This window comes from Rhizobium sp. NRK18 (assembly GCF_024385575.1).
In the GTDB taxonomy this organism is placed as follows: Bacteria; Pseudomonadota; Alphaproteobacteria; order Rhizobiales; family Rhizobiaceae; genus JANFMV01.
In genome coordinates, this window is record NZ_JANFMV010000001.1 from 433,327 (window position 1) to 446,198 (window position 12,872).

Below are 12,872 nucleotides of genomic sequence, written 5' to 3' on the forward strand. Positions count from 1 at the left end.
TCCATGGAGTTTGTCAGAAATGCCTGGTACGTGGCCGGTTGGTCGAAGGAAATCGATGCGGAACTCCGCCGGTTCACAATCCTTGACGAACACATCGTCATGTTCCGCAAATCCGACGGCTCGGTTGTTGCCCTGGAGGACCGCTGTCCCCATCGCCTTCTGCCGCTTTCCAAGGGCAAGCGTATCGGCGACACCGTCCAGTGCGGCTATCACGGGCTGACCTTCGACTGTTCGGGGAAATGCGTGCGGGTGCCGGGACAGAGCAACCTGCCGGCTTCCGCCTATGTCGAAGCCTTTCCGATCGTCGAGAAGAACGACATCGTCTGGATCTGGATGGGGGACAAGGACAAGGCGAATGCCGACGACGTGTTCGACATGCCGGAATTCTACGACCCGAGCTGGCACGCCCATCAGGGCGAGGCGCTGCATCTCAAATCCAACTATCTGAATGTCGCTGAAAACCTGGTCGATCCGGCACATGTGAGCTTCGTGCATCCGACGACGCTCGGCAGCGCGGCCTCCGAGAACGTGCCGGTCCATGTCGTGACCGAAGGCAAGGCGATCGTCGCCTGGCGCTGGATCCGCGATGCCGAGCCGGTTGGCTTCTTCAAGAAGTTCGGCGGGTTTTCCGGCAATGTCGATCGCTGGCACTACTATTATCTCTACACGCCGTGCACGGCGGTCATCGATTTCGGCTCGGCGCCGGTGGAAGATCAGATCGCCGAGGACGAGCGCGACAAGGGCGTGCGCATCTTTGCGCTGCATTTCATGACGCCGGTGACCAGGAACTACACCATCGACCGGTGGATGCATCTGCGCAACCGGGCCGTCGGTGACGAAGAGGCGAGCGCGGCGATGGACGCCATGTTCCGGATCGCCTTTAATGAAGACAAGGAGATCCTGGAAGCAGTCCAGGCGGAAGAGGAACGCCCCCTGAAACGCCGTCCGATCCGCATTGCCATCGACAAGGGACCGATGGTCTACCGCAAGCGGATCACCGAACTTCTGGAAAAGGAGCGGACACACGATATCGCGTCGGATCCGACACCGGCCTTTATCTATCACGACTAAATCCGTAACAATCCGGCGCAGACCGGAATCACGAAAAGGCGAAAACAAGCCGTCAGAGGAGAACGACATGAAATTATTCAATAAATTGGCCGCAACAGGTCTGGCGGTGCTCGCCCTGTCGACGGCAGCATTGGCCGAAGACACGATCAAGATCGGCGAAATCAATCATTACAAGCGCATGGCGGCATTTGCCGAGCCCTACAAGCAGGGCATCGAGCTGGCGCTGAAGGAAATCAACGATGGCGGCGGCGTGCTCGGCAAGAAGCTCGAATTCGTCTACCGCGACGATGAAGGCAATCCCGGCAACGCCGTCAAGATCGCCGAAGAGCTTATGACGCGTGACGGCACCGTCATGCTGACAGGCTCGATCCTCTCGAATGTCGGCCTGGCGCTCTCCGCGCTCGCCGGCGAAAAGCACTACGTCTATCTCGCGTCCGAGCCGCTGGCCGACGAGCTGATCTGGAAGAATGGCAACCCCTACACCTTCCGCCTGCGCGCCTCGACCTGGGTTCAGGCCGGCATGCTGGCCGAAGAAGCCGCCAAGACGGACGCCAAGCGCTATGCGACGATCGCGCCGAACTATGCCTATGGTACGGCCGCCGTCGAAGCCTTCAAGACGCAGCTGAAGAAGCTGAAGCCGGATGTCGAGTTCGTCGCCGAACAGTGGCCGGCACTCTTCAAGATCGACGCCGGTGCTGAAGTGCAGGCGATCGAGAAGGCCAAGCCCGATGCGATCTACAATGTCGAATTCGGGACCGACCTCGCCAAGTTCGTCCGCGAGGGCAATACGCGCGGGCTGTTCGAAGGCCGCAAGGTCTACGGTCTCCTGACCGGCGAGCCGGAATATCTCGATCCGCTCGGCGAAGAGGCGCCGGAAGGCTGGTTCGTGACCGGTTATCCCTGGTACGACATTCAGGATGGTCCGGGCAAAGCTTTCGTCGATGAATACAAGGCCGCTTACGGCGACGGGCCGAAGATCGGCAGCCTTGTCGGCTACATGACCGCCAAGAGCATTGCCGCACTTCTGACGAAAGCGGGCTCCACCGATACGCCGGCATTGCTTGAAGCGTTCAAGGATCTGAAGGTCGAAACGCCGGTCGGCGAAATCACCTATCGCGACATCGACCACCAGTCGACGATGGGTGCCTATGTCGGCACGACGGCCGTCAAGGATGGCAAGGGCGTGATGGTTGACTGGTCCTACAAGGACCCGACCCCCTACATGCCGAGCGATGACGAAGTCAAAGCCATGCGTCCGGCCAACTGATCACGGTTGACGATCGATCCGGCCGGTTTGCCACGAACCGGCCGGAGCCAGCCCCTTCTCAGACATCGAGCGGACATCTATGGGACTTCTGGTAGCGCAGCTCCTGACCGGGCTTGCAAACGCGGCGGCGCTTTTTCTCGTTGCCTCCGGGTTGTCACTGATCTTCGGTGTGACCCGCATCGTCAACTTCGCGCACGGCTCCTTCTACATGCTCGGAGCCTTTATCGGCGTCACGCTGATGCAGATCCTGCCCGGAGCCGTCGGCTTCTGGGGCTCGATCGTGCTGTCTGCGATCGCGGTCGGGCTGATCGGCGTGGTCGTGGAAATCCTGGTGCTCAGGCCGATCTACAAGGCGCCGGAACTCTTCCAGCTGGTCGCGACGTTCGGCGTCATCCTCGTGGTGCAGGACCTGACGCTGATGATCTGGGGACCCGAGGACCGCCTGGGACCGCGCGCCCCGGGCCTCAAGTCGGTGATCCGCATCTTCGGCGAACCGGTGCCGCAATATGATCTGGCGCTGATCGCCATCACCCCGTTCATCCTTCTCTTCCTCTGGTGGCTCATCACCAAGACGCGCATCGGCATCCTCGTGCGCGCGGCGACACAGGACCGTGAGATGGTCGGCGCGCTCGGCGTCAACCAGGCCTGGCTGTTTACCGGCGTCTTCTTCCTCGGCTCGGCGCTGGCCGGTCTCGGCGGGGCGATCCAGCTGCCCAAGGGCGGTGCGGACCTGCTGATGGATTTCAACATCATCGCCGGCGCCTTCGTGGTCGTGGTCATCGGCGGCATGGGATCGCTGCCGGGCGCCTTCATCGCCGCGGTCATCATTTCCGTCCTCAACGTCTTCGGTGTCACCTACATTCCGCAAAGCACGCTGGTGCTGATGTATGTCGTCATGGCGGTCGTGCTGATCTTCAGGCCCTACGGTCTGCTGGGCAAGCCTGAGGTGGCCGGCGAGCACGGTCAGGCCGGCGAGATCGAGCCGCCGATCCGTCCGTTCGGACGCCGAGGCCAGATCTTCTTCCTGGCGCTGGTTGCCTGCCTGGCGGCGGTTCCGGCGCTCGGATCGAACTTCGCACAGGTTCTGATCATCGACATCCTGGTCTTCTGCCTCTTCGCAGCCTCGCTGCAGTTCATGCTTGGCACCGGCGGTCTCGTCAGCTTCGGCCACGCCGCCTTCTACGGCGGAGGGGCCTATGTTGCGGCGCTGTCGGTCAAGTATTTCGCCGCGCCCATGGAGCTTGCCTTCCTGCTTGCGCCGCTCGGAGCCGGGCTGCTGGCGGTCATCGTCGGCTGGTTCTGCATCCGGCTTTCCGGCGTCTATTTCGCCATGCTGACACTGGCCTTCAGCCAGCTCATCTGGTCGCTGGTCTTCCAGTGGGGCGATTTCACCGGCGGCGACGACGGCATTCTCAACATCTGGCCGGCGTCGTGGCTGTCGTCGACCACCGCCTATTATTATTTCACGCTGGTGTTCGGCATTGGCGGTATTCTCGTGCTGCGTCACATCATCCACTCTCCGTTCGGTTACGCGCTGAGGGCGACGCGCGACAGCGCCAGGCAGGCGGAAGCCACCGGCATCGACGTGAAGATGATCCAGTGGACGGCGTTCGCGATCGCCGGTGCGCTGGCGGGTCTTGCCGGCGGCCTGTTCGTCTTTTCCAAGGGATCGGTGTTCCCCAACGAACTCGAGATCGCCAAGAGCTTCGACGCTCTGATCGTCGTCTTCCTCGGCGGGGTGAAGACACTCTCCGGCGCGGTCGTCGGCGGTGCGTTCCTGGCGTCGGCGAAGGACTGGCTGACGCGCATGGAATACTGGCGCCTCCTCCTCGGTCTGTTGATCATCGCCGTCGTCATCGTCGCGCCCTATGGCATTGCCGGAACACTGCAGAGGCTGGCGACACGGCTCGGCTTCTATGCCGACAAGGAGGAACGGGTATGAAGCCGGTTCTCGACGTTACAAATCTGAGCAAGTCCTTCGGCGGCGTGCAGGCGGTGGCCGGCGTCAGCTTTGCCGTGGCCGAGGGGGAGATGAAGGCGCTGATCGGGCCTAATGGCGCCGGCAAGTCGACCTGCTTCAACATGCTGATGGGGCAGTTGAAGCCGACGTCGGGACGCGTCTACTTCAAGGGCAAGCCGATCACCGGCCTGCCGCCGCGCAAGATCTGGCGGATGGGTGTTGGCCGGACCTTCCAGATCACCGGCACCTACCAGAGCATGACGGTTGCCGAAAACGTGCAGATGGCCCTGATCAGCTATCACCGGCGGCTGAATTCGCTGTGGCCAAGGGCCTGGAGGCTCTACCGCGACGAGGCGCTGTCGCTGCTTGATCTCGTGGGCATGGCCGATCAGGCGGATCGTGCCTGCGCAATCCTCGCCTACGGCGACCTCAAACGCCTCGAACTGGCGATCGCCCTTGCCCATGGTCCGCAGCTTCTGCTGATGGACGAGCCGACCGCAGGCATGGCGCCGAAGGAGCGTATCGCCCTGATGCAGTTGACGGGAGACATCGTCCGAGAGCGCCGGATCAGCGTGCTTTTCACCGAACACGACATGGACGTGGTGTTTGCCCATGCGCACCGGATCATGGTCTTGAATCGCGGCAAGCTGATCGCCGACGGAACGGCGGCGGAAGTGAAAGCCGATCCGAAGGTCCAAGAGGTCTATCTCGGCGGCGGCACTCTCTACAAGAAGGATGGCGTTGATGCTTGAGCTGACCGCGATCAACAGCTTCTACGGCAAGGCGCATATCCTCAACGATCTGAGCTTTTCCGTCGAGCCCGGCGAAGTGGTGGCGCTGCTGGGGCGCAACGGCGCCGGCAAGACGACGACGATGAAGTCGATCATGCAGATGGTGCGGCCGCGCTCCGGCAGCGTGCGTTTCCAGGGTCGCGACATTACCGGCGAGCCGGCCTACAAGGTGGCGCGCCAGGGGCTTGGCTATGTGCCCGAGGAGCGTCGCATCTTCACCAGCCTGACCATCCTGGAAAACCTCGAGGTCGGCAGGCAGCCGAAGCGCGCGGGTGCTCCCTACTGGACGACGGATGCGCTGTTCGAACTCTTCCCGAACCTGTCGGAGCGGCGCAACAATCTCGGCAAGGCGCTTTCGGGCGGCGAGCAGCAGATGCTGACGATCGCCCGCACGCTGATGGGCAATCCCTCATTGATCCTTCTCGACGAGCCCTCGGAAGGCATTGCGCCGGTGATCGTCGAACAGATGGCCGCGTCGATCCTGAAGTTCAAGGAGCATGGGCTGACGGTCGTCATTTCCGAGCAAAACTTGCATTTTGCCCGCGCGGTCGCCGACCGGACGATCATCATCGAAGGCGGGACGAAGAAATTCGACGGCACGTTCGAAGTGCTCGAACGGGAGCCGGAGATCAGGGATCAATACCTCTCGGTGTGACTGCATCGAGAGGCTGTGTCACGGCCAGGGCCACGGCTAGGTGATTTTCGCCAGAAGCGTTACGAGCGTGCGGCTCTCCTCCGCCGACAGCGGAGCGAGGGTCAGCCTCGAGACTTCGAAGCCCGTTTGATAGAGCGCGTCCAGGAGCGTCTGTCCCTTGTAGGTCAGGCTGATCAGGGAACGCCTGCGATCGCTTTCCGAGGCGGTGATGGCGACGAGTTCCTTTGCCTTCAGCCGGTCGACCACGCCCTTGATAGTCGCGACGTCCATCGCGGTCAGCCGGCCAAGCTGGTTCTGCGAACAGGGGCCGACATCGGCCAGCCGTGCCATGGCGGAAAATTGCGTTGCCGTCAGCCGTTCCGGAAAATGCTCCTGAAAGATGGAGGTGTGACGCTGGTTGGCCAGACGCAGCAGATAGCCGATCTGGTCTTCCAGGCGGTAGCCGTCACGGTTCGCGGGAAGCGCGTTCTTGTCGTTGGAATCCATTGAGATGGGATGTCCCCCCTATGCCGGTGGCGCCCTGCATTCGGATGCCGACGCCATGCTCTTGTTTCCATAGGTTGCGGAACGGGTCAAGTCACGACCCGTCTTGCGGTCGGCTGCATCGCCGGCAAGCGCGCGCGACGGCATTGACAGAAGACCGCGATTTCATTATCGTTAGTATACGAATGAAATGACGATGTTGCATGCAGTGGAACGCCGTCGAGACCGACCGTCGCGGACGAAGAGCTTTCAACAAATATCTGAACTGAGGGTGATGGATCATGGATATGATGGCGAAGCAAACATTCGCAATTCCCGAGAATGTATACGCCGAGACGGTGACGCTGGTACAGCACTATACCGACCGCCTGTTCCGCTTCCGCACCACGCGCCCGGCGGCCTTCCGCTTCCGCTCGGGCGAGTTCGTGATGATCGGCTTGCCGAATGCCGAGAAGCCCGTCTATCGTGCCTATTCGATCGCCAGTCCCGCCTGGGACGAGGAACTGGAGTTCTTCTCCATCAAGGTGCCGGACGGTCCGCTGACGGAGCACCTGCAGAAGATTCAGCCCGGTGACACCATCCTCCTGCGCAAGAAGGCGACCGGAACGCTGGTCAACGACGCCCTTCTCCCCGGCAAGCGTCTCTACATGTTCTCCACCGGGACCGGCATCGCGCCTTTCGCCAGCCTCGTTCGCGATCCGGAAACCTACGAGAAGTTCGAGCAGGTGATCCTCACGCACACGTGCCGTGACGTCGCCGAACTGAAATACGGCCAGGATCTGGTTCAAGAAACCCTGAACGATCCGCTGGTCGGCGAATTCGCGTCGGGCAAGCTGATCCACTATCCGACGGTCACCCGCGAAGCGTTCACCCATACGGGCCGGATCACCGATCTGATGCGGTCCGGCAAGCTTTACTCCGACCTCGGCGTGCCGCCGCTGGATCCCGAAGTCGACCGCGGGATGATCTGCGGTTCGATGGCCATGCTGAAGGAAACCAAGGAAATCCTCGAGGCCTGCGGTCTCGTGGAAGGGGCGAACAATGCCCCCGGCAGTTTCGTCGTCGAGCGTGCCTTCGTCGACTGATATTTCAGCCGAAAGACCGACGGGTCTGTGAATTCGACCTGTCCATTTTGACAAAATCAAAGTTTGGCGCTGCAAGGCCTGGTGGTTTCACCAGGATTTGCGGCGCTAAAACGATTTAGATCATCATTATATACCCACAACGAAATATATCGCTTGCCTGCTTCGGCAAGCTTATTAAGGTTATGTCTGTTCCGGGGAGGACGGAACAGACTTACATCGCTGATTACAGCTCATGGGAGGAGCTTAATGTCAAAATTCAACTTTACGCGTCGTCAGGCGCTCAAGGCGGGTGCCGCGTCGGGTCTCATTCTTGCGACCCCGACGATCTTCACCCGCTCGGCCTACGGCTTCGTCAACGAACCGAAGGGGGGCAGCGTCACGCTCGGCTTCAACGTTCCGCAGACGGGACCTTATGCCGATGAAGGCGCCGATGAACTCCGGGCATTCCAGCTCGCCGTCAAGCATCTGAACGGCGAGGGCGACGGCGGCATGCTGAACACCTTCTCGTCCAAGGTTCTGGACGGCACGGGTATTCTCGGCAAGAAGGTCGCCTATGTGACCGGCGACACGCAGACCAAATCCGACGCCGCACGCGCATCCGCGCAGTCGATGATCCAGAAGGACGGCGCGATCATGATCTCCGGCGGTTCGTCGTCGGGCGTCGCGGTTGCCGTTCAGGCGCTTTGCCAGGAAGCCGGCATCATCTTCATGGCGGGCCTGACACACTCCAACGACACGACCGGCAAGGACAAGAAGGCCAATGGCTTCCGCCACTTCTTCAACGCCTACATGTCGGCTGCCGCACTCGCACCGGTTCTGAAGAACCTCTACGGCGACGGTCGCAAGGCCTACATGCTGACGGCCGACTACACCTGGGGCTGGACGCAGCAGCAGTCGATGGAAGCATCCTTCAAGACCATCGGCTGGGAAACCGTGACCAACGTGATGACCCCGCTCGGTGCCGGCGACTTCTCGCAGTACCTCACGCCGGTCCTCAACTCCGGTGCGGACGTGCTGGTTCTCAATCACTACGGCGGCGACATGGTCAACTCGCTGACCCAGGCCGTGCAGTTCGGCCTGAAGGACAAGCAGGTCAACGGCAAGCAGTTCGAAATCATCGTGCCGCTGATTTCGGAGCTGATGGCCAAGGGTGCCGGCGACAACATCAAGGGCATTCCGGGTTCGTCCAACTGGAACTGGAAGCTGCAGGACGACGGCACGAAGGCGTTCGTCAAGTCCTTCGGCACCGAATACGGCTTCCCGCCGAGCCAGGCTGCGCAGACCTGCTACGTGCAGACCCTGCTCTATGCCGATGCCGTCGCCCGCGCGAAGTCTTTCAATCCCTGCGACGTCGTCGCGGCGCTGGAAGGCTACGAGTTCGATGGTCTCGGCAACGGCAAGACGCTGTACCGTGCAGCCGACCACCAGTGCTTCAAGGACGTTCTCGTCGTGAAGGGCAAGGACAAGCCGGACAACGAGTATGACGTGCTCGACGTTGTCGAAATCACCCCGGCCGACAAGGTGACGTACGCCCCCGATGATCCGATGTTCGCCGGTGGCGACCTCGGCAAGTGCAACGCCGGCGCATAAGCGCTCGGTGACAGTCGACAGCCGGCCGTTCTCGGGAGGAGGGCGGCCGGCTTCTACAGCTTGATGGTTCGGGTGTGTTCCAGCGGGAGGGGCAATGGACGCAATTATTCTTCAGATTCTGAACGGGCTGGACAAGGGCAGTGCCTACGCGCTGATCGCTCTTGGCCTGACCCTCATTTTCGGTACGCTCGGCGTCGTGAACTTCGCGCACGGCGCGCTTTTCATGATCGGCGCCTTCTGTGCCGTGACGATGCAACGGTTGCTCGGCCTGTCCTTCGAGACGGTCGACCCGACACGAACGGACTTTCTCGGCCAGCCGCTGAAGGTCAAGACCGCCTATATCGAGGCCTGGTTCGGCCAGGACGTCGGTGCGGCCATCCTCAACTGGTCGGTGCCGCTCGCCATTCTTCTCGCCATACCGGTGATGCTCATCGTCGGCTATGCGATGGAGCGTGGGCTGATCCGGCATTTCTACAAGCGGCCGCACGCCGACCAGATCCTGGTGACGTTCGGCCTTGCGATCGTCCTGCAGGAGATCGTCAAATACTTCTTCGGCGCCAACCCGATCCAGACTGCCGGCCCCTCGCAGTTCACCGGATCGTTCGACTTCGGCGCGATGCTGGGCTTCGATCCCAACGTCATCATCTATCCCTACTGGCGCATGATCTACTTCGGCTTCTCGCTGGTGGTGATCGGCGCGGTCTTCGCCTTCCTGCAGTTCACCACCTTCGGGATGGTGGTGCGGGCCGGCATGGCGGACCGTGAGACCGTCGGTCTTCTCGGCATCAACATCGACAAGCGGTTCACCATCACCTTCGGCATCGCCGCCGCGGTGGCGGGTGTCGCCGGCGTGATGTATGCGCCGATCAGTTCGCCGAACTACCACATGGGCATGGACTTCCTCGTCCTGTCCTTCGTCGTGGTGGTCGTCGGCGGCATGGGTTCGCTGGCGGGCGCCGTGCTCGCCGGTTTCGTGCTCGGCATCTTGCAGAGCTTCGCGTCGATGAACGAGGTCAAGATGCTGTTTCCCGGCATCGACCAGATCATCATCTATCTTGTGGCAATCGTCATCATCCTGGCCCGCCCGCGCGGCTTGCTGGGACGTGTCGGCGTGATGGAGGACTGACATGCTGGGCCTCGATCGCAAGGACTTCGGTCTTCTCCTGCTGGTGTTCGGGCTCTGCCTGTTCGCGCCGGTCATTCTCAACCCGTTCCCGGCGGACAGCGCACTCGCGCAGTTCAATGCCGGCTATCCCGACCTGATGCGGCGTTTCGTGATCTTCGGAATCTTCGCCATCGGGTTCAACATCCTGTTCGGCCTGACGGGGTATCTCTCCTTCGGCCATGCAGCCTTTCTCGGCGTTGGTTCCTATTCGGCGGTGTGGATGTTCAAGCTTTTGACGATGAACATCATTCCGGCCATCGTGCTGGCCGTCATCGTCTCGGGCATCTTCGCCCTTGTCATCGGCTATATCTCGCTCCGGCGTTCGGGGATCTACTTCTCGATCCTCACGCTCGCCTTCGCGCAGATGTGCTACAACCTCGCCTATTCGGTCCTCACACCGCTGACGAACGGCGAAACCGGCCTGCAGATCACGCTCAGCGATCCGCGCATCCTCGGTCAGACGGCAACGCAGACCGGCGGCATTCCGGTGACGCAGATCTTCGGGGCCGAGATGCGGGCGACGACCACGCTGCACTTTGGTGGCTGGGAGTTCCAGCTCAATGTCGGCTATTACATCTGTGCGCTGATCATGCTGATCGTCTTCTATCTGGCGATCCGGCTGTTCCGGTCGCCCTTCGGCCTGATGCTGCGGGCTGTCAAGACGAACCGCAACCGCATGAGCTATACGGGCATCAACACGCGGCCCTACACGCTGGCGGCCTTCGTGATCTCCGGCATGTATGCCGGCCTCGCCGGAGCGCTGCTCGCCTGCATGGACCCGCTGGCGGGCGCCGAGCGCATGCAATGGACCGCATCCGGCGAAGTCGTGATCATGACGATCCTCGGCGGTGCCGGCACGCTGTTCGGTCCCATCATGGGCGCCGGACTGATCAAGTATCTGGAAAACATCTTTTCCAAGATCAACGAAGGCGTGCTGCACCAGTGGTTCTCGTTCCTGCCGCAAGGCATTCAGGACGTCTGCGTCTGGATTGCCGCGCGCTTTACCGGCGAAGGCTGGTCGCTGACGCTTGGCCTGATCTTCATGGCTGTCGTCATTTTCCTGCCGGGCGGACTGATGGAAGGCGCGCGCCGCATCGGGCGGGCGCTGTCCAGCCGCAAGGCGGGCGGAAACGGGCCGCAGGGCAAACCTGCTGCGCATGCGGCGGAATAAGGGGAGACGACCATGAACATTCTTGAAGTCAACGACGTCTCCAAGCGCTTCGGCGGCCTGCTTGCCCTCAATCAGGTCAATCTGGCGGTGGAAGCGGGCACGGTGCATGCCATCATCGGACCGAATGGTGCCGGCAAGTCGACCTTTCTCAACTGCCTTGTCGGGCGTATCTCGCCCGATGTCGGCTCGGTCAGCTTCAACGGCCAGCCCGTTCTCGGACGCAAGCCGTACGAGATCAACCAGATGGGGATCAGCCGCGTCTTCCAGACGCCGGAAATCTTCGGGGAGCTCTCGGTTCTCGAAAACGTCATGATCCCCTGTTTCGCGCATCGCGACGGGGCGTTCCGCCTGCAGGGCCTGGACAGCGTGCCCGGCGAGCGGGACATCCTCGAGAAGGCCGAGAAGATGCTGGACGACGTGAAGATGCTCGACAAGCGCGACATGAATGCGGCAACGCTTTCGCGCGGCGACAAGCGGCGTCTGGAAATGGCCATGTGCCTGGTGCAGGAGCCGAAGCTGCTGCTGCTCGACGAGCCGACGGCGGGCATGTCCCGCCTCGACACCAACCGGACGATCGACCTTTTGAAGGAGATCAAGCAGACCGGCATGACCAAGGTGATCATCGAGCACGACATGCATGTGGTGTTCTCGCTGGCCGACCGTATCACTGTGCTCGCTCAGGGAACCGTGATCGCCTCCGGCAAGCCGGAAGAGATCAAGGGCAATCCCAAGGTCCAGGAAGCCTATCTCGGGGGAGCGCACTGACATGACTGTTGTTTCTCAGGAAAACCCGGCGACTGCCGGAGCGCAGCCGGCTGCAAAGCCCGGCGAACGGCCCTTCTTCTCGGTCAAGGACATCCATTCCTACTACGGGGAGTCCTATATCGTTCAGGGCATTTCGCTGGAATTGAACCGGGGCGAGATCCTCGCTCTGCTCGGCCGCAACGGTGCCGGCAAGACATCGACCCTGCGCACGATCGCGCGGGTCGATGACCCGGCGCTGAAACGCGGCGAGATCTGGCTGGACGGTCATTCCCTGCATGACAAGAAGGCCTATCAGGCTGCCCAGCTCGGCCTGCAGCTGGTGCCGGAGGACCGGCGGATCATCGCCGGCCTGACGGTGGAGGAAAACCTGCTGCTGTCGCAGGTCTCCGAGCCGAAGGGGTGGGAGATCGCCAAGATCTACGACCATTTCCCCCGCCTTGCGGAACGGCGCAACCAGGTTGCCGTCACCATGTCGGGCGGCGAACAGCAGATGCTGGCGGTCGCGCGGGCGCTTGCGCGCGACGTCAAGCTGCTGCTGCTCGACGAGCCTTACGAAGGTCTGGCACCTGTCATCGTCCAGGAGATCGAGAAGATCGTTCGCCAGATCAAGGAGCTCGGGATCACCACCATCATCGTCGAGCAGAACGCGGTCGCGGCGCTGAAGCTTTCCGACAAGGCGGTGATCGTAGACATGGGCGAAGTGGTCTATTCCGGCAAGGCGCAGGACGTCCTTGAAAACGAGGAACTGCGCAACGAATACCTGGCTATCTAAGCGTCCGGCCGGCGGTCCTCCACGGATCGCCGGCCTTCTTCTTCTGAACCATCCGCCCATTGTCAGCGTATTGTCTGTCAGGCAAATCGCGGGAGCA

At 61.6% G+C, this 12,872-nt stretch carries 12 protein-coding genes; 11 read left to right on the forward strand and 1 reads right to left on the reverse strand.

The annotated features are described in order from the left end of the window. The first annotated feature begins 3 nt into the window (after positions 1–3). The 5 genes from NN662_RS01980 (at position 4) to NN662_RS02000 (ending at position 5,744) form a co-directional block, all read left to right on the forward strand. Positions 4–1,071, forward strand: a complete 1,068-nt coding sequence (locus tag NN662_RS01980) for an aromatic ring-hydroxylating dioxygenase subunit alpha (protein ID WP_261928640.1) — start codon at positions 4–6, stop codon at positions 1,069–1,071. A gap of 67 nt (positions 1,072–1,138) precedes the next feature. Beyond that, the gene (locus NN662_RS01985) at positions 1,139–2,338 is read left to right on the forward strand and encodes an ABC transporter substrate-binding protein (protein ID WP_261928641.1); all 1,200 of its coding nucleotides are present in this window, start codon (positions 1,139–1,141) and stop codon (positions 2,336–2,338) included. A 79-nt stretch (positions 2,339–2,417) separates the two neighbouring features. Continuing rightward, positions 2,418–4,280: an ABC transporter permease gene (locus NN662_RS01990; RefSeq protein ID WP_261928642.1), complete on the forward strand. Its 1,863-nt coding sequence runs from the start codon at positions 2,418–2,420 to the stop codon at positions 4,278–4,280. Beyond that, the gene (locus NN662_RS01995) at positions 4,277–5,050 is read left to right on the forward strand and encodes an ABC transporter ATP-binding protein (RefSeq protein ID WP_261928643.1); all 774 of its coding nucleotides are present in this window, start codon (positions 4,277–4,279) and stop codon (positions 5,048–5,050) included. Before NN662_RS01990 ends, NN662_RS01995 begins: the two co-directional genes overlap by 4 nt. Beyond that, complete coding sequence (locus NN662_RS02000) at positions 5,040–5,744, forward strand: ABC transporter ATP-binding protein (protein ID WP_261928644.1); 705 nt, start codon at positions 5,040–5,042, stop codon at positions 5,742–5,744. The genes NN662_RS01995 and NN662_RS02000 overlap by 11 nt, the downstream gene beginning before the upstream one ends. Before the next feature lie 36 nt (positions 5,745–5,780). Here NN662_RS02000 and NN662_RS02005 read toward each other — a convergent pair whose 3' ends face one another. Then, the gene (locus tag NN662_RS02005; RefSeq protein WP_261928645.1) at positions 5,781–6,230 is read right to left on the reverse strand and encodes a MarR family winged helix-turn-helix transcriptional regulator; all 450 of its coding nucleotides are present in this window, start codon (positions 6,228–6,230) and stop codon (positions 5,781–5,783) included. A gap of 278 nt (positions 6,231–6,508) precedes the next feature. Here NN662_RS02005 and NN662_RS02010 point away from each other — a divergent pair, with 278 nt between their 5' ends. From NN662_RS02010 to NN662_RS02035, 6 genes are all read left to right on the forward strand, one after another. After that, positions 6,509–7,312, forward strand: a complete 804-nt coding sequence (locus NN662_RS02010) for a ferredoxin--NADP reductase (protein WP_261928646.1) — start codon at positions 6,509–6,511, stop codon at positions 7,310–7,312. Between the two features lie 246 nt (positions 7,313–7,558). Next, entirely contained in the window at positions 7,559–8,902 is a 1,344-nt protein-coding gene (locus NN662_RS02015) for a substrate-binding protein (protein WP_261928647.1), read from the forward strand. A gap of 94 nt (positions 8,903–8,996) precedes the next feature. Beyond that, entirely contained in the window at positions 8,997–10,028 is a 1,032-nt protein-coding gene (locus NN662_RS02020) for a branched-chain amino acid ABC transporter permease (RefSeq protein ID WP_261928648.1), read from the forward strand. A gap of 1 nt (position 10,029) precedes the next feature. After that, positions 10,030–11,238 carry a branched-chain amino acid ABC transporter permease gene (locus NN662_RS02025; RefSeq protein WP_261928649.1) on the forward strand — a complete coding sequence of 403 codons (1,209 nt, stop codon included), beginning with the start codon at positions 10,030–10,032 and terminating at the stop codon, positions 11,236–11,238. Positions 11,239–11,250: 12 nt separating this feature from the next. Beyond that, positions 11,251–12,003 (forward strand): ABC transporter ATP-binding protein, encoded by a 753-nt coding sequence (locus tag NN662_RS02030; RefSeq protein ID WP_261928650.1) that lies wholly within the window; start codon positions 11,251–11,253, stop codon positions 12,001–12,003. Between the two features lies 1 nt (position 12,004). Beyond that, positions 12,005–12,775: an ABC transporter ATP-binding protein gene (locus NN662_RS02035; protein WP_261928651.1), complete on the forward strand. Its 771-nt coding sequence runs from the start codon at positions 12,005–12,007 to the stop codon at positions 12,773–12,775. Positions 12,776–12,872: the final 97 nt, after the last annotated feature.

What these genes read in the sequence shown, in the direction of transcription:
- NN662_RS01980 (WP_261928640.1), top strand. Translation starts at nt 4, where the DNA reads ATGGAGTTTGTCAGAAATGCCTGGTACGTGGCCGGTTGGTCGAAGGAA.
- NN662_RS02015 (WP_261928647.1), top strand. Translation starts at nt 7,559, where the DNA reads ATGTCAAAATTCAACTTTACGCGTCGTCAGGCGCTCAAGGCGGGTGCC.
- NN662_RS01985 (WP_261928641.1), top strand. Translation starts at nt 1,139, where the DNA reads ATGAAATTATTCAATAAATTGGCCGCAACAGGTCTGGCGGTGCTCGCC.
- NN662_RS02005 (WP_261928645.1), bottom strand. Translation starts at nt 6,230, where the DNA reads ATGGATTCCAACGACAAGAACGCGCTTCCCGCGAACCGTGACGGCTAC.
- NN662_RS02025 (WP_261928649.1), top strand. Translation starts at nt 10,030, where the DNA reads ATGCTGGGCCTCGATCGCAAGGACTTCGGTCTTCTCCTGCTGGTGTTC.
- NN662_RS02010 (WP_261928646.1), top strand. Translation starts at nt 6,509, where the DNA reads ATGGATATGATGGCGAAGCAAACATTCGCAATTCCCGAGAATGTATAC.
- NN662_RS02020 (WP_261928648.1), top strand. Translation starts at nt 8,997, where the DNA reads ATGGACGCAATTATTCTTCAGATTCTGAACGGGCTGGACAAGGGCAGT.
- NN662_RS02030 (WP_261928650.1), top strand. Translation starts at nt 11,251, where the DNA reads ATGAACATTCTTGAAGTCAACGACGTCTCCAAGCGCTTCGGCGGCCTG.
- NN662_RS01990 (WP_261928642.1), top strand. Translation starts at nt 2,418, where the DNA reads ATGGGACTTCTGGTAGCGCAGCTCCTGACCGGGCTTGCAAACGCGGCG.
- NN662_RS01995 (WP_261928643.1), top strand. Translation starts at nt 4,277, where the DNA reads ATGAAGCCGGTTCTCGACGTTACAAATCTGAGCAAGTCCTTCGGCGGC.
- NN662_RS02035 (WP_261928651.1), top strand. Translation starts at nt 12,005, where the DNA reads ATGACTGTTGTTTCTCAGGAAAACCCGGCGACTGCCGGAGCGCAGCCG.